This window comes from Ectopseudomonas toyotomiensis, assembly GCF_900115695.1.
Lineage (GTDB): Bacteria > Pseudomonadota > Gammaproteobacteria > Pseudomonadales > Pseudomonadaceae > Aquipseudomonas > Aquipseudomonas toyotomiensis.
On sequence record NZ_FOXK01000005.1, the window covers coordinates 155,252 to 176,890 of the forward strand.

General features: G+C 65.5%; 20 protein-coding genes. 9 read left to right on the top strand and 11 right to left on the bottom strand.

Annotation, left to right across the window (positions count from 1 at the left end):
- Genes BM186_RS11725 through BM186_RS11735 form a run of 3 tightly spaced genes read right to left on the bottom strand, consistent with a single transcriptional unit; the run spans position 1 to position 1,764 of the window.
- Positions 1 to 672, bottom strand: coding sequence for a GNAT family N-acetyltransferase (locus BM186_RS11725; protein ID WP_074915444.1), 672 nt, complete (start codon positions 670 to 672; stop codon positions 1 to 3).
- The gene (locus BM186_RS11730; protein WP_074915446.1) at positions 672 to 1,112 is read right to left on the bottom strand and encodes a GNAT family N-acetyltransferase; all 441 of its coding nucleotides are present in this window, start codon (positions 1,110 to 1,112) and stop codon (positions 672 to 674) included. Before BM186_RS11730 ends, BM186_RS11725 begins: the two co-directional genes overlap by 1 nt.
- A 19-nt stretch (positions 1,113 to 1,131) precedes the next feature.
- The gene (locus tag BM186_RS11735; protein ID WP_074915449.1) at positions 1,132 to 1,764 is read right to left on the bottom strand and encodes an FMN-binding negative transcriptional regulator; all 633 of its coding nucleotides are present in this window, start codon (positions 1,762 to 1,764) and stop codon (positions 1,132 to 1,134) included.
- A 97-nt stretch (positions 1,765 to 1,861) separates the two neighbouring features.
- Between BM186_RS11735 and pdxR the strand changes: the two genes are divergently transcribed.
- A complete protein-coding gene (gene pdxR, locus BM186_RS11740) occupies positions 1,862 to 3,328 on the top strand; it encodes a MocR-like pyridoxine biosynthesis transcription factor PdxR (RefSeq protein WP_074915450.1) in 1,467 nt (488 codons plus the stop codon).
- 346 nt (positions 3,329 to 3,674) lie between these two features.
- Here the strand turns inward: pdxR and BM186_RS11745 are convergent, their stop codons facing one another.
- Positions 3,675 to 4,928, bottom strand: a complete 1,254-nt coding sequence (locus tag BM186_RS11745; protein WP_074915774.1) for a dicarboxylate/amino acid:cation symporter — start codon at positions 4,926 to 4,928, stop codon at positions 3,675 to 3,677.
- Positions 4,929 to 5,058: 130 nt separating this feature from the next.
- Positions 5,059 to 6,483: an aspartate ammonia-lyase gene (aspA, locus tag BM186_RS11750; protein ID WP_074915452.1), complete on the bottom strand. Its 1,425-nt coding sequence runs from the start codon at positions 6,481 to 6,483 to the stop codon at positions 5,059 to 5,061.
- Positions 6,484 to 6,816: 333 nt separating this feature from the next.
- Here aspA and BM186_RS11755 point away from each other — a divergent pair, with 333 nt between their 5' ends.
- Positions 6,817 to 7,719, top strand: a complete 903-nt coding sequence (locus tag BM186_RS11755; protein WP_074915455.1) for a LysR substrate-binding domain-containing protein — start codon at positions 6,817 to 6,819, stop codon at positions 7,717 to 7,719.
- A gap of 141 nt (positions 7,720 to 7,860) precedes the next feature.
- Here BM186_RS11755 and BM186_RS11760 read toward each other — a convergent pair whose 3' ends face one another.
- A complete protein-coding gene (locus tag BM186_RS11760) occupies positions 7,861 to 8,703 on the bottom strand; it encodes an alpha/beta hydrolase family protein (protein WP_074915457.1) in 843 nt (280 codons plus the stop codon).
- A gap of 139 nt (positions 8,704 to 8,842) precedes the next feature.
- Here BM186_RS11760 and BM186_RS11765 point away from each other — a divergent pair, with 139 nt between their 5' ends.
- A complete protein-coding gene (locus tag BM186_RS11765; protein WP_074915458.1) occupies positions 8,843 to 9,820 on the top strand; it encodes a GlxA family transcriptional regulator in 978 nt (325 codons plus the stop codon).
- Positions 9,821 to 9,851: 31 nt separating this feature from the next.
- On the opposite strand, the gene BM186_RS11770 is transcribed toward BM186_RS11765, so the two are convergent.
- Complete coding sequence (locus tag BM186_RS11770) at positions 9,852 to 10,946, bottom strand: polyamine ABC transporter substrate-binding protein (protein WP_074915460.1); 1,095 nt, start codon at positions 10,944 to 10,946, stop codon at positions 9,852 to 9,854.
- A gap of 49 nt (positions 10,947 to 10,995) precedes the next feature.
- A complete protein-coding gene (locus tag BM186_RS11775; protein ID WP_074915462.1) occupies positions 10,996 to 12,024 on the bottom strand; it encodes a histone deacetylase family protein in 1,029 nt (342 codons plus the stop codon).
- Between the two features lie 308 nt (positions 12,025 to 12,332).
- On the opposite strand from BM186_RS11775, the gene BM186_RS11780 reads away from it, so the two are divergent.
- The 4 genes from BM186_RS11780 to BM186_RS11795 are packed head-to-tail and all read left to right on the top strand — an operon-like array spanning position 12,333 to position 16,551.
- A complete protein-coding gene (locus BM186_RS11780) occupies positions 12,333 to 12,647 on the top strand; it encodes a PepSY domain-containing protein (protein WP_074915464.1) in 315 nt (104 codons plus the stop codon).
- A 10-nt stretch (positions 12,648 to 12,657) separates the two neighbouring features.
- Entirely contained in the window at positions 12,658 to 13,935 is a 1,278-nt protein-coding gene (locus BM186_RS11785; RefSeq protein WP_072423707.1) for a sialidase family protein, read from the top strand.
- A complete protein-coding gene (locus BM186_RS11790) occupies positions 13,928 to 14,518 on the top strand; it encodes a hypothetical protein (protein ID WP_074915466.1) in 591 nt (196 codons plus the stop codon). The genes BM186_RS11785 and BM186_RS11790 overlap by 8 nt, the downstream gene beginning before the upstream one ends.
- Positions 14,515 to 16,551: an LTA synthase family protein gene (locus BM186_RS11795; RefSeq protein WP_074915468.1), complete on the top strand. Its 2,037-nt coding sequence runs from the start codon at positions 14,515 to 14,517 to the stop codon at positions 16,549 to 16,551. Before BM186_RS11790 ends, BM186_RS11795 begins: the two co-directional genes overlap by 4 nt.
- 50 nt (positions 16,552 to 16,601) lie before the next feature.
- Here BM186_RS11795 and BM186_RS11800 read toward each other — a convergent pair whose 3' ends face one another.
- From BM186_RS11800 to adhP, 3 genes are all read right to left on the bottom strand, one after another.
- The gene (locus BM186_RS11800) at positions 16,602 to 17,594 is read right to left on the bottom strand and encodes an AraC family transcriptional regulator (RefSeq protein ID WP_072423710.1); all 993 of its coding nucleotides are present in this window, start codon (positions 17,592 to 17,594) and stop codon (positions 16,602 to 16,604) included.
- 81 nt (positions 17,595 to 17,675) lie between these two features.
- The gene (locus BM186_RS11805; RefSeq protein WP_074915470.1) at positions 17,676 to 18,470 is read right to left on the bottom strand and encodes a hypothetical protein; all 795 of its coding nucleotides are present in this window, start codon (positions 18,468 to 18,470) and stop codon (positions 17,676 to 17,678) included.
- Between the two features lie 118 nt (positions 18,471 to 18,588).
- A complete protein-coding gene (adhP, locus tag BM186_RS11810; protein WP_074915472.1) occupies positions 18,589 to 19,611 on the bottom strand; it encodes an alcohol dehydrogenase AdhP in 1,023 nt (340 codons plus the stop codon).
- Between the two features lie 276 nt (positions 19,612 to 19,887).
- Here adhP and purE point away from each other — a divergent pair, with 276 nt between their 5' ends.
- Positions 19,888 to 20,379, top strand: a complete 492-nt coding sequence (purE, locus tag BM186_RS11815; RefSeq protein ID WP_074915473.1) for a 5-(carboxyamino)imidazole ribonucleotide mutase — start codon at positions 19,888 to 19,890, stop codon at positions 20,377 to 20,379.
- A gap of 147 nt (positions 20,380 to 20,526) precedes the next feature.
- Complete coding sequence (locus BM186_RS11820) at positions 20,527 to 21,612, top strand: 5-(carboxyamino)imidazole ribonucleotide synthase (protein ID WP_074915475.1); 1,086 nt, start codon at positions 20,527 to 20,529, stop codon at positions 21,610 to 21,612.
- Positions 21,613 to 21,639: the final 27 nt, after the last annotated feature.

Below are 21,639 nucleotides of genomic sequence, written 5' to 3' on the forward strand. Positions count from 1 at the left end.
TTACCCCCGCAGCGCCTCCAGGCGCTGCTTCTGCTGCCCCGCCTCGTCGAAGTTATCCACAGCCAGCCAGCGCTCGAAGGCCTCGCGGCGTGCCGGCCATTCCCCGTCGATGATAGAGAACCAGGCGGTATCACGGTTGCGGCCCTTGCGCACCATATGCTGACGGAACAGCCCTTCCTGGCTGAAGCCGAAGCGCTCGGCGGCACGCAGCGAGCGGGCATTGGCCGCGTCGCACTTCCATTCGAGGCGGCGATAACCGAGGTCGTCGAAGGCATGGCGCGCCAGCAGATAGACGGCCTCGGTCGCGCCTGGCGTACGCTGCATCGGCGCGCCGAAGGCCACATGACCGATCTCGATGCTGCCGTCCTGCGCGGTGATACGCAGGTAGCTGAACAGCCCCAGGGCGCGGTCGCTGGCCAGGTCGACCACCGCATAGAACAGCGGGTCGCGGCTCTGTGCATTGCCGGCCAGCCAGGCATCGAAGACGCCTCGCTCGGTGAAGGGGCCGTAGGGCAGATAATCCCACAGCGCCGGGTCCGGTCCCTGTAGCGCGCGCCACAGATCATCGCCATGCCGCACGACATCGAGTGCTTCGAGACGAACAAAACGGCCTTGCAAGGTGCGCTGATCCGGTGTTGGACGGGGTCGCCAGTGAGCGAGATCACGCGTCATCAGAAGAGCTTCCTGTATTGGATGAAACCGGAGCGGTCGCCGATGCGGTCGTAGAGCATACGCCCCTGGTAGTTGCTTTCCTGGGTCAGCCAATGCACGCGGCTGGCGCCAGCAGCGCGTGCCTCGGCGTAAACATGCTCGATCAGCGCGCGGCCGATGCCGCCACCGCGAATGTGCTCGGCGACGAACAGATCCTGCAGATAGCAGTAGTCACCATTCGTCCAGCAACTGCGGTGATAGATGAAGTGCACCAGGCCGACCGCCTCGCCGTCCTGCCAGGCCAGGGCGGCGTGCATCGGCTCGGCCGGATCGAGAAAGCGCTGCCAGGTGAGGGCGCTGGTCTCTGCCGGGATCTCGGCCTGGTAGAAGCGCTGGTATGCCTGCCAGAGCGGCAGCCAGACGGCGTGATCAGCAGGGGTGACGGGGCGGATGTCGAGCATGATGGCCTTCCTTTGGTGATCAGTCGGTGTGATTCATTCGCGCCGCCAGTTCTTGGTCGCGCGGGTTGTTGGACGTTGCCAAGCCGGTACGCACGCCGGCCTGGTCGCTGGCTGAGCGGTTCTGGCTGAGCTTCCACTTGCCCTCAATTCGGCGTATCGGCAAAGCAAAACCGACAATGGCGCGCAACATGCTGTCGATGTAATCGCGTGGCGCATCGCTGACCGCCCATGGCTGCGCGCGGCCCCGTTCGTGGCGCTCGCTGAGGCGGCTGACCAGCTCGAGCAGGCGCTCGGGTTCGTCGAACACCTCGGCCTGACCCCAGGCGTGCACGGCGATGTAGTTCCAGGTCGGCACTACCTTGCCGTGCTCGGCCTTGGCTGGATACCAGCCAGGGTGCACGTAGGCGTCCGGCCCATTGAACACCACCAGCGCCTCGGCCCCGTCGGCCAGATCGCGCCAGTGCGGATTGGCCCGGGCGAAGTGGCCGTAAAGGGTGCCGAACTCGCCCTCGCCAGGCTCGAGCAGCAGCGGCAGATGGCTGGCTTGAAGGCCCTGTGCGCCAGTGCTGGTCACGATGGCCAGTCCACTGGCCTGTATCTGCGCGTGCAGGCTGGGCAGATCGTTCTGGCGAAAGGCAGCGGGGCAGTACATGGCGGTTTCTCCTAGCGTGATGGAGCCATGCTAGGCAGGATATTGGCCTGACGTAAGATCCATTGTCGACGACTTTGATAGAGCCAATTTACCCATCATGAAACGCTCGCCTGCCCTGCCATTCGATCTTTCCGGCATTCATCTACAGCCCGGCCAGGGGCTGGCGCGCCAGCTCTACCAGGCCTTGCGCGAACGCATCCTCGATGGCCGCCTGGCCAGTGGCACGCGCCTGCCGGCCAGCCGTGAGCTGGCCACCCTGCTCGGCATCTCGCGCAATACCGTGACCCGCGCGCTGGACCAGCTGTATGCCGAGGGCTATGTGGCCGGGCGGGTTGGCGATGGCACCTATGTCGCCGAGCTGGCGCGCAATCGGCCTGCTCCAGTGGCAGCCGTAGCCCCAGCAGCGGCCAGCCCGGCACTGCAGCTGTTGCAGAGCCACCATCTGGCGATGCCCACCGAGGGCGCACCGCGCGCCTTTCGCATCGGCGTGCCGGCTTTCGACCTGTTCCCCTTCAAGACCTGGGCACGCCTGCAAGCGCGCTTCTGGCGCAAACCTTCGCTGGCACGGCTGGGCTATGGCGACCCTGCCGGTGACATGCAGCTGCGCGAATTGATAGCCGCCTACCTGCGCACCAGCCGCGGCCTGACCTGCGAGGCGCAGCAGATATTGATCACCTGCGGCTCGCAGCAGGCCATCAGTCTCTGCGCTCAACTGCTGATTCAACCGGACGACCGCGTGGCCATCGAAAACCCCGGCTACCGCGCGGCCGGCCATGCCTTCGCCGTGGCCGGTGCGCAACTGTGCGGCATCACAGTGGATGGCGAAGGCCTGGACGTCACCGCCCTGCAGCGCCTGGAAAACTGCCGGCTGGCCTATGTCACGCCCGCGCACCAGTACCCCTCCGGCGTCACCCTGTCGCTGCCCAGGCGCCTGGCCTTGCTGGAGTGGGCCAAGCGCGTCGACGGCTGGATCATCGAGGACGACTACGACGGCGAGTACCGCTACAGCGGCACCCCGCTCGCACCTCTGGCGGCGCTGGATGACCAACAACGGGTGATCTACGTCGGCACCTTCGGCAAGCTCGCCTTCCCGGCGCTGCGCCTGGGTTATCTGCTGCTGCCGCCAGCGCTGGCCGAAAGCTTCGCCAGGCGCCAGGCACTGGAGATGCGTCACTCGGAGGTCGGCACCCAGGCGGTGATGGCCGAATTCATCGCTGCCGGGTACTTCCAGCGCCATGTGCGGCGCATGCGACAGGCCGCGCGCAGCCGTCGCGATGCCCTGCTGCAGGCCTGGCCAAGGGCGATTCCAGGGTGCTTGCCGCTGCCGGCCGTGGAGGCCGGGTTGCATCTGAGCATCAGGGTCGAGAGTGTCGCGCGTGAACGCGAGCTGATCAGTGCCGCACACGCTGCCGGCATCGAGATGAATCCCCTGAGCGACTACTGGCTGCCAGGCAGCGAGACGGCCGAGGACGCTCGAGCCGGCCTGGTGCTGGGTTTTGCCGCGGTGCCCGAGGCGCAGATCGTCGAGGCGGTGCAGACGCTACGCCGAGCGTGGAGGCTGTAACGCAGGCCAACCGGCGGCGCGCGCGGCGCACCCTACGGCAGCCACCCTTGAATGGCAGGCAAAAAACTGCCGTGAGCAGTTCTTGACGTCGCTTGCGACGGCCCGAAGGGGGCGCCTCTAAAAACGTTGGCGAGGCAGTCAGCGCAAGGCGAAAACAGGCGAAGAAGCGGAGTTTACGTGTTGTAAATGAGCATTCTGAGCCTGTTTTCAACGCAGCGAGACAACGCAGGTAGTTTTTAGAGGCGCCCAAGGGTGGCTGCCAGGGACGGCAGGCCACAAAAAAAGGGATGGCCGAGGCCATCCCTGAAGGTTGAGGCTGGTGAAGGCCTCCTATGAAAACGGTTGCTCAGGCAGCGTTGTCGCTGTTGTAGACCTCGCGATCCAGCTCCTTCTCGCTGCTGCCCACCAGGGTGGTGGTCATCAGGTCGCCAGCGACGTTCACCGTGGTGCGCGCCATGTCGAGGATGCGATCGATACCGGCGATCAGCGCCACGCCTTCCAGCGGCAGGCCAACCGAGGTCAGCACCAGGCCGAGCATGATCAGACCGGCGCCGGGTACACCGGCGGTGCCGACCGAGGCCAGGGTGGCAGTGAGGATGATCATCAGGTACTGGCCGGCATTCAGGTCGATGCCGAAGGCCTGGGCGATGAACAGCGCCAGCACGCCCTGGTAGATCGCGGTGCCATCCATGTTGATGGTGGCGCCCACCGGCAACACGAAGCCGGCCACACCCTGCGACACGCCGAGGTTCTTGCGCGCGCACTCGATGGACACCGGCAGGGTGCCGGAACTGCTCGAGGTACTGAAGGCCACTGCCAGTGCCGGGGCGATGCCGCGGAAGAAACGTAGCGGGCTGAGGCGCGCCAGGCCGCCGATCAGGCCACCATAGATCAGCAACATGTGAGCGATGCTGGCCAGGTAGATCACCCCGATCACGCCGGCCAGCGGCAACAGCACTTCGATGCCGTGGGAGGCGACCACGCCGGCGATCAGCGCGAACACGCCGATGGGGGCGAAGCGCATCACCAGGTCGGTGAGCTTGTAGAAGACCTCGGCCAGGCTGTCGAACAGTTTGACCACCGGCGCGGCCTTGTCGCCGATCAGGTTCATGCTCACGCCCAGGGCGATGGCGAAGACGATGATCTGCAGGATGTTGCCTTCGGCGAAGGCCATCACCGGATTGGTCGGCACCAGGCCCACCAGGATCTGTACCAGCGAGGGCGCCTGCTTGGCCTCTTCGCTGCCGCTGGCGACCATGTTCATGCCTTCGCCGGGGCTGAACAGGGTGCCGAATGCCAGACCGATGCTCACCGCGAAGGCAGTGGTAAGCAGGTAGATGGCGATGGTCTTGACGCTGATGCGACCGAGCTTGGCGCTGTCGCTCATGGCGGTGATGCCCGCCACCAGGGAGACGAACACCAGCGGCACGATGAGCATCTTGATCGCGTTGAGAAACAACGCGCCGACCGGCGCCAGTGCCAGGGCGAGACTCTTGAACAGCATGCCGACGACCACGCCGAGCACCAGGCCGACGAGAATCTGCTGCCACAACGGCACGCGCGCAAGGAAGGAAGAGGAAGCGGTGTTGCTCTGACTCATGTGGTTGTACACCCGGATTGTCGTTGTTGTGGGGCCGTCTGCGCGGCCTTCAGCGGTGCCGCCCCATGAACAGGCTCGAGGGCGGAAATGAGCACGCCGCCCAGAGGGGCGGCGCGTGTCATTCGATCAATCAGCCCTGCAGCGGAACCAGGCGCGGGGCGATCATGTTCTCGGGGCGCAGGATGTCGGCCAGGGTGGCCTCGTCCAGCAGCTGCTCCTCGCGCACCAGCTCCAGCACGCCGCGCCCGCTTTCCAGGGCGACCTTGGCGATGCGGGTGGCGTTCTCGTAGCCGATGTAGGGGTTCAGCGCGGTGATCAGACCAATGGAGTTTTCCATCAGTTCACGGCAGCGCGCCTCGTTGGCGGTGATGCCGTCGATGCACAGCTCGCGCAGCATGTCCATGGCGCGGGTGAGCAGGCGGATCGAGTCGAAGATCTTGTAGGCGATCAGCGGCTCCATCACGTTCAGCTGCAGCTGGCCACCTTCGGCCGCCATGGTCAGGGCCAGGTCGTTACCGATCACTTCGAAGGCCACCTGATTGACTGCTTCGGGAATCACCGGGTTGACCTTTCCCGGCATGATCGAGCTGCCCGGCTGACGCGCCGGCAGGTTGATCTCGTTAATGCCGGTACGCGGGCCACTGGACAGCAGACGCAGGTCGTTGCAGATCTTCGACAGCTTGACTGCGGTGCGCTTGAGCATGCCGGAGAACAGCACGAAGGCGCCCATGTCGCTGGTGGCCTCGATCAGGTCGGCAGCCGGGGTCAGCGGGTGACCGCTGATGATGGCCAGGCGCTTGACCGCCAGGGCCTGGTATTTCGGGTCGGCGTTGATGCCGGTACCGATCGCGGTACCGCCCAGGTTGACTTCGGTGAGCAGGGTCGGCGCCAGCAATTTCAGGTGCTGCAGGTCTTCGCCGAGGGTGGTGGCGAAGGCGCGGAATTCCTGGCCGAGGGTCATCGGCACGGCGTCCTGCAGCTGGGTGCGGCCCATCTTCAGCACGTGGCCGAACTCCAGGCCCTTGGCGGCGAACGACTGGATCAGCTTGTCCAGCGCACCGAGCAGGCTGTCGTGGCCGAGCAGCAGGCCGAGGCGGATGGCGGTCGGGTAGGCGTCGTTGGTGGACTGCGCCATGTTCACGTCGTTGTTCGGGTGCAGGTGCTGGTACTGGCCCTTCTCGTGACCCATGGCCTCGAGGGCGATGTTGGCGATCACCTCGTTGGCATTCATGTTGGTCGAGGTGCCGGCGCCGCCCTGAATCATGTCGACCACGAACTGCTCGTGGAACTCGCCCTGGATGATGCGTGCACAGGCGGTACTGATCGCCGTGTGCTTGGCGGCGGACAGGTGGCCCAGCTCACGGTTGGCGTCCGCCGAGGCCTGCTTGACCATGGCCAGGCCGATCACCAGCTTCGGGTAGTGCGACAGCGGCACGCCGGACAGGCGGAAGTTCTGCACGGCGCGCAGGGTCTGGATGCCGTAATAGGCATCAGCAGGGACTTCGAGGGTGCCGAGCAGGTCTTTTTCGACGCGAACAGATGCAGCAGAGGACATGATAGCGATGGCTCTTGGGAAGTACGGCGAGTGCCGCGATGCCCATAGAATATGGGCTCCGACCGTCTCGCTACCAATGCCGTTACTTGCTGCCCCATGCACAATCGGCATAATGTGGATGTGACTGCGAGATAGCGGCAAACGTAGGGTGGGTTAGCCGCATGCTGCCATTGCCGAACATCACGTCGTTCGAGACGCGGCGTAACCCACCATCGGCGCAACGATGATCCATCGCCTGGTGGGTTACGCGACGCACCATGGCAGCTGCGTCTGCCGAACCGCGTTCAGCGTCGCTAACCCCCCTACGCCTCGTGCAAGCCTCGGGAGCCTGCGATGAACCTGGAAACCAAATGGCTGGAAGATTTCGTCGCCCTGGCCGGCACCCGCAGCTTTTCCCAGGCCGCGGAAAAGCGCTTCGTCACCCAGCCGGCTTTCAGCAGACGAATCCGCAGCCTGGAAGCCATGCTCGGTCTGACCCTGGTCGACCGCTCCTGCACCCCCATCGAACTCACCGAGGCCGGGCGGCTGTTTCTGGTCACCGCGCGCAGCCTGGTCGAGCAGCTCGGCGAAGTGGTGCGTCATCTGCACAATCTGGAGGGCCAGCAGGGCGAGGTGCTGTCGATCGCCGCCGCCCACTCGCTGACCCTGGGCTTCTTCCCCGAATGGATCGCCCGCCTGCGCCGCGAAGGCCTGCCACTGACCACCCGCCTGGTGGCGACCAACGTCGGCGAGGCGGTGCACTCGCTGCGTGAAGGCGCCTGCGACCTGATCCTCGCCTACTACGATCCCGACGCGGCGCTGCAGATGGACCCAGAGATCTTTCCCTCGCTGCACCTGGGCACCACCTCCATGCTGCCGGTGTGCGCGGTTGGCGAGGCCGGCGCGCCGCTGTTCGACCTCGACGGCGGGCAGAGCGTGCCTCTTCTGGCCTACAGCGCCGGTGCCTTCCTCGGTCGCTCCGTCAATCTGCTGCTGCGCCAGCGCGCCCTGCGCTCGACCACGGTGTACGAGACCGCCATGGCCGACAGCCTCAAGAGCATGGCCCTGCAGGGCATGGGTGTGGCCTGGGTGCCACGGCTGTCGGTGACGGCGGAGCTGGGCCGTGGCGAGCTGGCGATCTGCGGCGGCGAACACTGGCAGATCCCGCTGGAAATCCGCCTGTACCGCTGCGCCCTGGTGCGCAAGGCGGCGGTGCGTTTGCTGTGGCGCAAGCTGGAGGGTGGCCTGGCCATGTAGATGAGCGGCGGGAGCCGGATAGCTGGTGCGCGCGGCGCACCCTACGGCATGGCGCCTAGGTCGCGGCAGCACGCTCTCGTAGGGTGTCGCGGGGCCGCCTAGGCCATGCGCACCGCAGGCGACCGGGATACACGCCCCGGACTACGCCGCCGTACAGGCGGAACCTGCCGCGGCGCCCAGTTGGCCATCGAGAAACTCCAGCACCCGCCGCGCATAGGCCTCCGGCTGGGCGACATAGGCCAGGGTATGATCGGCGCCCGGTACCTGCCAGAACTCGCAATGGGTGGCGGCGGTCAGCGCCGCGTGCAGTTGCTGGCCGTCCTCGAGTGGGGTGTGGCGATCCTCCTCGCCGTAGATCAGCAGCAGCGGCGGGCGACCGACTAGGCGCTGCGCGGCATGCAGCGGGCGCAGGCGACGTTCGCCGGCCGGATAGACCAGGCGGCTGAGCTGGATGCCCAGGCGCGGCAGCGGATAGGGCCGCCAGAAGTGCAACAGGGTGGGAAAGGCCGACTCCAGCACCGCCGCCTTGAACGGATGCTGCGCCAGCGCCAGGGCGCACAGGCCCATGGCCGCGCCCATCGAGGCGCCTAGCAGCGCCACCGGTAGATCCGGGTAGCGCGCCTGCAGCGTCTGCCCGGCGGCGAGCACGTCGAGCGGGTAGTCCATGGTGGTGGAACTGCTCTCGCCGAAGCCGTTGAGGTCGAACAGCATCACGTGATAACCGGCCGCGCGCAGCAGCTCGGCATGTCCGTGCTTGAGCCAGAAGCCCTTGGCCGCGGTGCCCATCGGGTGGCACAGCAGCACCGCACCGCGCACCTGCACCGCGCACGCCTCACCCAGCAGCGCGGCCAGGCTGGCCCCCGATTCGCTGGTCAGCGACAGGCGCTGCCAGCGTGCGGCATCGACCTGCTCGGGCCAGCGCCAGGGCTTCATGAAACGTCCGAAGAAGGGTTTTTTGAAGAGCCGGTAGGCTGTATGTTTCATCGCCGCTGTTCTCCTGCCTGATGGGTCGCGGGCCGCCAGTGGCGACCGGGTGAGGCCATGCTAGGAAGCGCAGCGGTGCCTCACCATGGGCAAAAACGACCAATAACAGGCGGATAATTCCGCCAGCGGGGCGGGAAGGATGAAGGTCACGGTGGTGATGGCCGAGCGCTGTTCGGCCACCAGCGTCTCGGCGGCACTGGAGTTTCTCGAATGCGCCAACGTGCTGCAGCGCTTTCTCACCGGCGACCCGGCGGCGACGCCGTTCGAAGTGCACAGCGCCTCCCTCGACGGCGCCCCCGTCGAGTGCACCGGCGGCCTGCGCCTGACCCCGCAGCGGGCGCTGAGCGAGGTGCCGCACAGCGATCTGGTGATAGTGCCCGGCTTCATGTTCAACATCCTCGGCGTGCTGCCGGCCCTGGAGCCGCTGAGCGCCTGGCTGCGCGAGCGCCATGCGCAGGGCAGCTACATCGCCAGCATGTGCACCGGCACCTTCGTCACCGCCCAGGCCGGCTTGCTCGACGGTCGCCGCGCCACCACCCACTGGATTTTCAGCGAGCAGTTCGCCCGGCGCTTTCCGCGGGTACTGCTGCAGGCCGAACGCAGCGTCACCGACGACGGCCAACTGCTGTGCTCGGCCGGCTCCACCACCGGCAGCGACCTGCTGCTGCACATCATCCGCCGCTTCGCCTCGCCGCAGTTGGCCATCGAGTGCTCGAAGAAGCTGCTGGTCGACAGCGCCGAGCGCCTGCAGACGCCCTACATGAGTGCCTCGTTCAACAAGGCGCATCAGGACGCCGAGGTGCTCAAGGTGCAGATCTGGCTGGAGAAGCACAGCGCCGAGCGCATCGGCCTCGACGAGGTCGCCACGCGCTTCGCCCTGAGCCCGCGCAATCTGATCCGCCGCTTCAAGGACGCCACCGGGCAGACGCCGGTGCAGTACCTGCAGAACCTGCGCCTGGAGCGGGCCAAGTACCTGCTGGAGGCAAGCCAGGAGAACTTCGAGCGCATCACCCAACAAGTCGGCTACGAGGACGGCAGTTCCTTCCGCCGCCTGTTCAAGGAACGCGTCGGCCTGTCGCCGGGCGCCTACCGGCGGCGCTTCAATCGGCCGACCTGAACGCCCCGCCTGTGGGGCGCCCGACCACCGTTCACTTGCCCGACTTGATCGACGTCCAGGCCCGCGTACGCACGCGCTCGATCTTCTGCGGCAGCGGCTGCACCACATACAGCGACTTCTGCAGCTCAGGGGTCGGGGTCAGGTCGGGGTCGTCGGCGATTTCCGCGCCCACCAGTTCCATGCCCGGTACGTTGGGGTTGGGGTAGCCGAGAAAATCGCTGATCGGGGCGATGACCTTGGGTTCGAGCAGGTGGTTGATGAAGGCGTGGGCTTCGTCGACGTTCTGCGCGCTCTTGGGGATGGCCCAGGTGTCGAACCAGATCGGTGCGCCTTCCTTGGGCAGGCGCCAGTTGATCACCACGCCGTTGCCGGCTTCCTTGGCGCGGTTGGCGAACTGGTAGAAGCTGCCGGAATAACCGATGGCCACGCAGATGTCGCCGTTGGCGATGTCGGTCATGTACTTGGCGGAATGGAAGTAGGCCACGTACGGGCGCACCTTGAGCAGCAGTTCGGTGACCTTGTCGTAGTCGGCCGGGTTGGCGCTGTTGGGGTCCAGACCCAGGTAGTGCAGGGCGATGGGGATGATCTCGGTGGGCGAGTCGAGCATGGCCACGCCGCAGGATTTCAGTTTCTCCATGTACTCGGGCTTGAACACCAGGTCCCAGCTGTTAACCGGCGCGTCTTCACCGAGCGCGGCCTTGACCTTGTCCGGGTTGTAGCCGATCAGCACGGTGCCGTACATGTAGGGCACACCATACTGGTTGCCCGGATCGTTCTTCTCCAGCAGGCCGAGCAGCACCGGGTCGAGGTTCTTCCAGTTGGGCAACTTAGACTTGTCCAACGGGGCGAACACGCCGGCCTTGATCTGGGTTTCGAGGAACTGGTTGGAGGGGATCACCAGGTCATAGCCGGAGTTGCCAGTGAGCAGCTTGGCTTCCAGCGCTTCGTTGGTCTCGAAGGTGTCCCAGGTGATCTGGATGCCGGACTCCTTCTGAAAGTCCTTGGGCACCTCCGGGAGGATGTAGTCGGCCCAGTTGTATACGCGCAGCTCCTTGGCCTGCACCGCGCCGCTGAGCAGGGTGGCGCCGCACAGGGCGGCGCCGAGCATCTGTTTGATGACTTTCATCGTTTCTCACCCCTGAAATGTTGCTCTTGTTTGGCAGATTGATCGCCGATCAGGCGCCCTCGAAGCCTTCCAGCACGTTGACTGCGTTGACGCCGATGGCCTCCACGGCGTAGCCGCCTTCCATGATGAACAGCGTCGGCAGGCCCAGCGCGGCGATGCGCCGGCCCATGGCCAGGTAATCCGGGCTGTCGAGCTTGAACTGCGAGATCGGGTCTTCCATGTAGGTGTCCACGCCCAGCGACACCACCACGACTTCCGCGCCGTAGTCGGCGATGCGCTGGCAGGCCTGTTCCAGCGCCGCGCTCCAGGTCTCCCAGGAGCTGCCCATCGGCAACGGGTAGTTGAAGTTGCAGCCCTCGCCAGCACCCTCGCCCAGTTCGTCGGCGTAACCGAGGAAGAACGGGAATTCCTCGGCCGGGTCGCCGTGGATCGAGGCGAACAGCACGTCGCTGCGCTGGTAGAAGATGTCCTGGGTGCCGTTGCCGTGGTGGTAGTCGACATCGAGGATGGCGACTTTCTTGCGGCCCTGGTCGAGGAAGGCCTGGGCAGCGATGGCGGCATTGTTCAGGTAGCAGTAGCCACCCATCACGTCGCCGGCGGCGTGGTGGCCTGGCGGACGGCACAGGGCGAAAGCGCTGTGGGCACCGTTGGCAATCTCCTGCTGGGCGCTTAGCGCGACTTGGGCAGCGCTGTAGGCGGCCTGCCAGGTGCCGGCAGTGATCGGTGCGCCACCATCGAAACTGTAGTAGCCAAGCTGGCCGTGCAGGTCACTGGGGATCATCCGCCGCAGGGTACGTGCCGGCCAGGTGAACGGCAGCAGGTCACCCTTGCCGCCCTGCTCCTGCCAGCGAGCCCAGGCGCCCTTGAAGAATTCCAGGTAGGCCTTGCTGTGGATCCGCTCGATGGGCGCCAGGCCGAAATCCTTGGGCGCGCGGACTTCGCCGAGCTGGCGAGCCTTGACGCGCGCAAGGATATGGTCGGCGCGCTGCGGCTTCTCGAAGCAGGGCATCAGTTGCCCGTCGATCAACTCGCATTTGCCATGGTGCAGGTGGTGGTCATCGCTGTAGTAGGTGAGCATGCAAAGCGCTCCAGGCTCGTTGTTGTGCCTGCATTGTTCGCCCGCTGGCAGCGAATCGAGAACGCTGGCAACGGCCAAAAGGGGATCGAAATGGCCAAAAAATGGCCGAGAGCGATTTTTTAACAGCGCGCAGCGACGCTGCCTGCCAGGTCGCCGCCAGGGAGGACTGGCCATGAATCTCCCCACCACCACGGCAGACAAATGTAACAACCCGTGATGCTTAAGCTTTTCTTAAGCCTGACGGCCGATGGTGGCAACCTGCCTGGGGCCAAGCCCCGTACCATCAGCCACGCCAAAGGATGCCGAGCATGTCGACACCGGCCCGCCGCCCAGTTCGCGCCCTGACGATGCTCGCACTGCTTGCACTATCCAGCGCCGCACTCGCTGATACCGACTGCGCTCGGCAAGACCGCAGCGCCTGGATGCCCGAGTCGCAGTTCCGCGAGCAGATGAAGCGCCAGGGCGTGCAGATCACCAAGTTCCGCATCACCCCCGGCAATTGCTACGAGATCTATGGCTTCGACCGTGACGGCCGCAAGCTGGAGATCTACTACGACCCGGTCGATGCCCACCCGGTAGAAGAAGTCGCCAGCTCGCACCTGGCTTCGCCCAGCCATCCCTGAACCACCGAACATGACCTCGAGCCTCAAGACCTGCGCCCTGCTGCTGGGCGCTGCCACGGTGTTCGCCTGCGCCTGGTTCGGTGCTGCCCCGCACGCACTGGCGCCCTTCGTCAGCCAGCAACCAGCGCCAGCCTATGCGCCACCGGCCATGGCCGCACACTTCGCCTCCTCCGATCTGGAGGATTTCGTTCATTCCGCCTCCATCACCGGCCTGCCCGGCGGCGATCTGATGGCAGCCTGGTTCGCCGGTACTCGCGAAGGCGCCGCCGACGTACAGATTCGCGCCGCGCGCTTCGATGCCGCCAGCGGCCAGTGGAGCGCCGAGCGTGTGCTGGCCAGTCGCGAGTCGACCCAGCGCGCGGTCGGCAAGCACATCCGCAAACTGGGCAATCCGGTCATCAGCCTGGCGCCGGACAACCGCCTGTGGTTGTTCTACGTCTCGGTGTCGCTCGGCGGATGGGCCGGTAGCGCGGTCAATGCCATGGTTTCCGACGACCTTGGCGAAACCTGGTCGGCGCCCCGGCAACTGGTCACCAGCCCCTTTCTCAACATCAGCACGCTGGTGCGTGCCGCGCCGGTGTTCCACGCCGATGGCAGCATCGGCCTGCCGGTGTATCACGAGTTTCTCGGCAAGTTTCCCGAATACCTGCACCTGAGCGCCGCAGGCGAAGTACTGGGCAAGTACCGCATCGGCAAGGGGCGAGACTCCCTGCAACCGACCGTGGTGGCGCTGGGCGAACGCCGCGCCGTGGCCCTTTTGCGCTATGCCGGCGAGGAGCATCACCGCGTGCTGGCCAGCTACAGCGAAGACGCCGGGCGCAGCTGGAGCCATCCGCAGCCGGTCGAGCCGAGCAACCCCAACTCGTCCCTGGCGGCGGTCGGTCGCCCAGACGGCAGCTTGCTGGTGGCGATGAACGACCTCGAAGACGGGCGCTTTCGCCTGACCCTTTATGCCACCGACGCCAACCTGGCCAACTGGCGCACTCTCGGCGAACTCGACGAAAGCCCTAACCCCTGGGGCGAACCGATTGCGCAAGATGAATTCCCGGCCGTGGTCAGTGAAAAATTCCGCGCCAGCGGCGGCAAGCCGGAGCAGCAGGCGCAGTTCCTCGAACGAGTGAGCGCGCGCATGTGCAGCGCCAAGGGCTGCACCTTCGACTACGAATACCCCTACTTCACCCGTGACCGCAAAGGCGCCTACCACCTGGTGTATTCGTGGAACGACATGTTCATCAAGCACCTGAGCTTCAACGAGGCCTGGCTCTCGGAGCGCCGCCCACATGACTGATTTCTGGCTGCCGCATCTGGCCTTCACCCTGCTCGCGTTCCTGATCTTCGCGCGCCTGACGCGCACTGCGACGCAGCGCGGCATCCTGCTGGCGGGTTGCCTGCTGCTCAGCCTGGTGCCGGTCCAAGGCATCAGCCTGGCGCTGCAGTTGCGCACCTATATCGGCGACCTGTCGGTGGCCAGCCTGGTGCTGCTTGGCTGGGCGACGCTATGCCGTTTTGGCCTGTCGCACGCCGGCGCCCGTGATCGCCTGGCCAGCCTGGCGCTGTTCGCCGGCCTGGCCATGCTGCTCTACCCGGCGGCGCTGGGCCTGAACTATGCCGACCCTTACCAGCTCGGCTTCGAACCCCGACCGATGCTGCTGGTACTGGGCCTGTTGTGCGCGGTGCTGATCCTCCAGCGCAGCTGGCTTGGCGCCCTGGCGCTGGTGTTGGCGACCCTGGCCTTCGCCCTGCGCCTGGGTGCCTCGGAAAACTACTGGGATTACCTGATCGACCCCTACCTGGCCCTCTACAGCCTGGGCGCGCTGCTGAGCGCCGCTGTGCGCTGGCTGCTGGCCAGACCGACAAGGAAACTCGCATGAGCTGGCTGAAATCACGCCGCCTGCATTACCTGGCAGGCCTGACGGCGCTGCTGTTCGTACTCTTCGCTGCCCTGCGCGGGCTGTTTCTGCTGGGTTTCTCCGCTGTCGAAAGCATCAGCGAACCGGATGTGCTGCCTACTCTCGGCATCGGCCTGCGCTTCGACCTGCGCCTGGCCCTGCTGTTGATGTTGCCGGTGGGCCTCCTGTTGGCACTGCCCAGGCTGCGCCTGGCGCGTTTTCGCGCTGTGCGCTGGCTGCTGCGCGGCTATCTGCTGCTGACCGTGGCCGCGCTGGGCCTGCTGTACATCATCGACTTCGGCCACTACGCCTACCTGGGTGTACGACTCAACGCCACGGTGCTGCGCTTTGCCGGTGATGCACAGATCTCCGCCGGCATGCTCTGGCAGACCTACCCAGTGCTGTGGATAACCCTGGCCTGGCTGGCCGGTGTGGCGCTGTGGGCCTGGGCGCTGCTGCGCCTGGAGCGCGTCACCCTGGATCGACCGCAAGCACGACGAGTCGGCGTGTTGCCGGCAATCGGCGGTGTGGCGGTGGTGGGCGTGCTGGTGTTCTTCGGCCTGCTCGGCCGCGCCAGCGCGCTGAACCTGGAGAACCCGGTGCCGCTGCGCTGGAGCGACGCCTTCTACAGCGGCAACAGCCAGATCGGCGCGCTCGGGATCAATCCGGCGCTGTTTCTCTTCGACACCCTCAAGCTCGAACCCGCCGCCTTCGACGAGACCGCCACGCGCGAGCATTACGAGGTGGTGGCCGATTACCTGGGCGTCAGCGAGCGCGATGCGCAGGCGCTGAACTTCTTCCGCAACCAGCCGCTGCATGCGCACCGCATCCAGGCCGAGCGCCCGCCCAACGTGGTCTTCGTCATGCTCGAGTCTCTCGGCACCAGCGCCGTTGGGGCCTACGGCAACCCGCTGAACCCGACGCCGAATCTGGATCGTCTGGCCAAGGAGAGCTGGTTCTTCCGCCACTTCTACGTGCCGGTGACCGGCACTGCCAAGACGGTGTGGGCGAGTATCACCGGCATCCCCGATGTGTCGCGCCAGGAGACGGCGACGCGCAACCCGCTGATCGCCCGTCAACGCACGCTGATCAACGCCCTGCCAGGCTACGAGAAGTTCTACATGATCGGCGGCAACGCCGGCTGGGCCAACATCAATGCGCTGATCCGCCAGAGTATCGACGGCGTGCAACTCTATGAGGAACGCCACTGGCAGTCGCCGCAGGTGGACGTGTGGGGTATCTCCGACCTGGATTTCTTCAAGGAGAGTTCGCAGATTCTCGGCGCCCTGCCCAAGGACAAGCCGTTCTTCGCCTACCTGCAAACCTCCGGCAACCACCGGCCCTTCACCATCCCCAAGGACAACGACGGCTTCGAGTCGCTCGACCTGCCGCTGGAGCAGGTGCAGCAGGCCGGATCGCGCAGCGTCGAGCAGTACAACGCGGTGCGCCTGCTGGATTTCAATATCGGGCGCCTGATGGAGCTGGCCAAGGAGCAAGGTTTTTACGACGACACCATTTTCGTCTTCTTCGGCGACCACAACACCCGCATCAGCCAGATCCCGCACATGGCGCCAGCCTTCGAGCAACTGGGGCTGGAGAGCAACAACGTGCCGCTGCTGATCCACGCACCGAAATGGTTGGCGCCGCGCGAGTTCGACAAAGCCGTGGGCCTCGCCGACCTATTGCCGACGGTGGCCGGGCTGGTCGGTGTGCCCTTCGACAACGGCGGACTCGGTCGCGACCTGCAACTGCCAGCGCCGGAAGGCGAACGCGTGGTGCCGCTGGTGCTGCAGGAAGGCACCTTCCCGGTGATCGGCGCGGTAACCCGAGATTTTCTCGTGCAGATGCAACACCACGGCAGCTCGCCAACCCTGCACGACCTGCGCTCGCCGACCCCGCGAGATAACGTTGCCGAACACTACCCCGAGGAATTCCAGCGCCTGCTGGCGCTAAGCCGTGGCTTGCATGAAGCAGCGCGGCTGCAGATGTACCGCAACGTGCAGGCGGAGGAGTAAGGAGTCGGTGTGCCGTGCGCACCAGCCCGGTAGCCCGAATTACATCCGAGCTACGCGCGAAAGCGGCTCGGCGGCACGCCGCTCCAGCGCTGGAAGGCGTGGCGGAAACTGGCGGTTTCGCTGAAACCGAGCACTTCGGCGATACGGTACACCGGCCATTGCTCCTCGCTGAGCAGCGCCTTGGCGCGTTCGAAGCGCAGCTCGTCGAGCAAGCCCTGGTAGCTGGTACCCAACTCCTGCAGGTGACGGCGCAGGGTACGCGGCGAGCAGTGCATCTGCTGCGCCAGGTTCTCCAACCCCGGCGGCTCGGCCAACTGCGCGGCGAGCAACTGGCGCACCCGCTCCAGCCAGGCCTGACGGCTGCTGAACTCGGCGTTCAGACGGCGGCAGCGTTCCACCATGTCGCCGTGGGTCACGCTGTCGGCCAGCGGTAGCCGGCGCTCAAGCAACGCGGCGGGAAAGGCGAAAGCATTGCGCTGCGCCTCGAAACGCAGCGGACAGGGAAAGCTCTGCGCATAGCGCGAGACGTAGTCTGGCCGAGCGTAGGTGAACTCGGCGCCTTCCAATGACAGCGGCTGGCGTAGCAGTTCGTCACCGATCAGCTTCAGCGAGGCCAGGCACATCTCCACGTTGAACACTTCCAGCGCCTCGGCATCACGGTAGCCGCTGGCGCAGATCCAGGCCAGCTCGCCTTCCACCTGCATGTCGAGGCGAAAATAGGTACCGAGTAGCGCCGGGTACTGCAGCAACAGACGCCAGGCGTCACCAAAGGTGGCAGCCGACAGCGCGGCGTAACCCAGCAGCCCATAGGAGGAAACATGCAGGCTGCGCCCCAGGTCGAGCCCCAGATCAGCACGTAGGGCCAGGGCATTGGCGCACACCTGCAGCTCCTGCACCCGGGTGATGCGCGCGTCGGCATTGTCCAGATCAGCCGCACCGATGCCGCTCCCAGCCAGCAATTGCGGGCGTAGCTCGGGCTGCTCGGCGAAGCGCTGGAGGATCAGGGAAACCACATGCAGGGTGGTCAGTGGGGCGTGCAGCATGATGCGTTCCGTCAGCGTGATAACGCAAAGGAACGCAAGAAATATGCCGCGAGGCGGCGGGCCGTGGCCCGCCCGAGAGGATCAGCGATTACGCAGAATGGCGTTGATGAAGTCGCCCTGATTCGGTTCATCCTTGAGGGTGGTGAACTGCAGTTGGCCGTCCTGCTCGCGCAACTTCATGCTTTCGCCGAAACGGCAGTCGACACCCTTGAGGGTCTTGGCCTCTGCCTTGTAGCGGTCGTCCTTGCCACACAGGTAGGCCATCTGGTTGACCACCTCACCGCAGAAACTCGGCACGCTGAGGCCGATCAGTTGCTCATCGGACATCGCGCTCCAGTCCACCTTGGTGCTCAGCGGGGTGGCGCAGGCCTTGGAGGCTTCGCCGTCGATCTCCTGCAGGCGCGCGCTGTAATCGGCAACACGCTGCTTGCGGTCGAAGGCGGCGAGGCGCGCCTGCAGGCCATCCTTCTCCTGCTTCTGGTAAATCGCCAGGAGGTCCTTCGGCTTCAGTGCCTTGGTCTTGTCCTCGTTGTAACTGAGCTCGAAGCCCTGGGTGTTCGGCAGGTTGAGCTGGTAGCTCTCGCCGCTCCAGGCGCGGCGCTTGTTCAGCAGGTTGTAGTCGCGGCCATCGAGGCGGATGCCATAGTCGCGCTGCTCGTTGCCCAGCTCGCGAACGTCGGTAAGAAACACCACTTCGTCGAGCGGGTGATTGATGCCGCGCACCTGCACCAGCGCCTGCTTGCCGTCGGCAGAAGGGGCCAGCGCCAGGCTCACGCCCTGGCCGGCATCGAAGACTTGCGGGTGCTTGGCCAGATCCAGCGCAGCGGCTTGAAGGGAAAGCACGGAGAGGGCAACGAGCGAAACGTACTGTTTCATGACGACACGTCCTTGTTCGGATGAAGAGCGCACAGTATAGCCCGCTGCCTGGCGGCGATCTGTGCGCCCGTCCGCGTCCGTTCTGTAGGAAAGTTGCCAATCCGTGGCCTTGCTCGAATCAGAACTGCAGCACCACCCGCCCCTCGATCTGCCCACCGCGCATTTGATCGAAGATGCCATTGATGTTGTCCAGGCTGTCGCTGTGCACCGTGGCCTTGACCAGCCCCTCGCCAGCGAAATCCAGCGCTTCCTGCAGATCGGCGCGAGTGCCGACGATCGAGCCGGTGATGGTGATGGCCTTGAGCACCACATCGAAGATCGGCGTAGGGAAATCACCCGGCGGCAGGCCGACCAGGGCCACCGTACCGTGTCGGCGTGCCATACCGATGGCCTGGCCGAAGGCGGCGTTGGACACCGCGGTGACCAGCACGCCGTGAGCGCCGCCGATATCGCGCTGCACCACCTCGGCAGGGTTTTCCTTGCGCGCGTTGATGGTCAGGCTGGCGCCAAGCTTGCGCGCCAGTTCCAGCTTGGCGTCGTCAACGTCCACCGCAATCACGTGCAGGCCCATGGCGCGGGCATACTGCACGGCAACGTGGCCGAGGCCGCCAATACCGGAGATCGCCACCCACTGACCGGGGCGCGCCCTGGTTTCCTTGAGACCCTTGTATACCGTCACGCCGGCGCAGAGGATCGGCGCGATCTCGAGGAAGTCGACGTTCTTCGGCAGAATACCGACGTAGTTCGGGTCAGCCAGCACGTATTCGGCGTAGCCACCGTTGATCGAGTAGCCGGTATTCTGCTGGCTCTCGCACAGGGTTTCCCAGCCGGTCAGACAGTGCTCGCAGCAGCCGCAGGCGGTGTACAGCCAGGGCACGCCGACGCGGTCGCCCTCCTTGACCCGCGTGACGCCGCTGCCGACCGCCGCCACGTAGCCGACCCCTTCGTGGCCGGGAATGAATGGCAGGCTCGGCTTCACCGGCCAGTCGCCTTCGGCGGCGTGCAGGTCGGTATGGCAGACGCCCGAGGCCTCGATCTTCACCAGAATCTGCCCGGGGCCAGGCAGCGGGGTTTTCACCTCCTCGATACGCAGCGGCTGCCCGAAGGCGTGGACGACTGCGGCTTTCATGGTCCGGTTCATGCGCGGTTCCTCTTGCATGCGAGTGTCTGTCCAGTGTGCGCGCGCAGCCCGCACCGGCATTGCTCCAGAGCAAGGTTTAGGCGGTTTTCATCCTCTGCCACAGCTTGCATGACAAACGGTCATCGCCACTGCCCGCCAGCAGTGGCTTTGCGTTATACTGCGCGGCCTCCGGCCGGCAGCACCCGGCCAACGAATCATGACAAGCCACGCTGGCCCGCCCGCGTGGCTTGTTGGTTTTTGATGCGCCGCGAGGCGCCCGAGAAAAGAGGCACGACGATGAGCGCACTGGTTGGCGTGATCATGGGCTCCAAGTCCGATTGGTCCACCCTTAGCCACACCGCCGAGATGCTGGACAAGCTGGGCATCCCCCACGAGGTCAAGGTGGTCTCCGCCCACCGCACTCCGGACCTGCTGTTCCAGTACGCCGAAGAGGCTGAAGCACGCGGCATTCAGGTGATCATCGCCGGTGCCGGTGGCGCCGCTCACCTGCCGGGCATGTGCGCGGCCAAGACCCACCTGCCGGTGCTCGGCGTACCGGTGCAGTCGTCGATGCTCTCGGGTGTCGACTCGCTGCTGTCGATCGTGCAGATGCCGGCCGGCATTCCGGTCGCCACCCTGGCCATCGGCAAGGCCGGTGCGGTCAACGCCGCCCTGCTGGCCGCCAGCATCCTCGGTCACCAGCACCCGCAGTTACATGCGGCGCTGAAGCAGTTCCGTCAGGAACAGACCGATACGGTACTGAGCAATCCGGACCCGCGCGAGGCCTGAAGCCCATTCCATCAGGGGCTGCGACACGGCGCATTTGAACGCCGTGCGCTGCTCGGAATGCTCATTTACCGGCGTAAACTCCGCTTCCTGCGCTGCGCGCAGCGTTCAAATGCTTGGTCTCGCCACCTGCTGAAAAGGGGCTTTGTTATGAAAATCGGTGTGATCGGTGGCGGCCAACTGGGCCGCATGATGGCCCTGGCGGGCACCCCGCTGGGCATGAACTTCGCCTTCCTCGACCCGGCGCCGGACGCCTGCGCCCAGGCGCTCGGCGAGCATATCCGCGCCGACTATGGCGATCAGGATCACCTGCGCCAGCTGGCCGACGAGGTCGACCTGGTCACCTTCGAATTCGAGAGCGTGCCGGCCGAAACCGTCGCCTTCCTCTCGCAGTTCGTGCCGGTCTATCCGGGTGCAGAGGCGCTGCGCATCGCCCGCGATCGCTGGTTCGAGAAGTCCATGTTCCGCGAGCTGGGCATCCCCACCCCCGAGTTCGCCGACATCCAGTCGCAGGCTGATCTGGACGCCGCGGTGGCCAGCATCGGCCTGCCGGCGGTGATGAAGACCCGCACCCTGGGTTATGACGGCAAGGGCCAGAAAGTCCTGCGCAAGCCCGAAGACGTCACTGGCGCCTTCGCCGAACTGGGCAGCGTGCCGTGCATCCTCGAAGGCTTCGTGTCCTTCACCGGCGAGGTGTCGCTGATCGCCGTGCGCGCCCGTGACGGTGAAACGCGCTTCTACCCGCTGGTGCATAACACCCACGACAGCGGCATCCTCGCCCTGTCCGTTGCCAGCACCGATCATCCTCTGCAGGCGCTGGCCGAGGACTACGTCGGCCGCGTGCTGGACAAGCTCGACTACGTCGGCGTGCTGGCCTTCGAGTTCTTCGAGGTGGACGGCGGCCTCAAGGCCAACGAGATCGCCCCGCGCGTGCACAACTCCGGGCACTGGACCATCGAAGGCGCCGAGTGCAGCCAGTTCGAGAACCATCTGCGCGCCGTCGCCGGCCTACCGTTGGGTTCCACCGCCAAGTTGGGTGAGAGCGCCATGCTCAACTTCATCGGCTCGGTGCCGCCGGTGGACAAGGTGATCAGCGTTGCCGACTGCCATCTGCACCACTACGGCAAGGCCTTCAAGGCCGGACGCAAGGTCGGTCATGCCACCCTGCGTTGCGCCGACCGCGCCAGCCTGGATGCGCGTATCGCCGACGTTCAGGCGTTGATCGCCGCAGACTGACAGATCGATTCGCAGCTAGACTCTTGA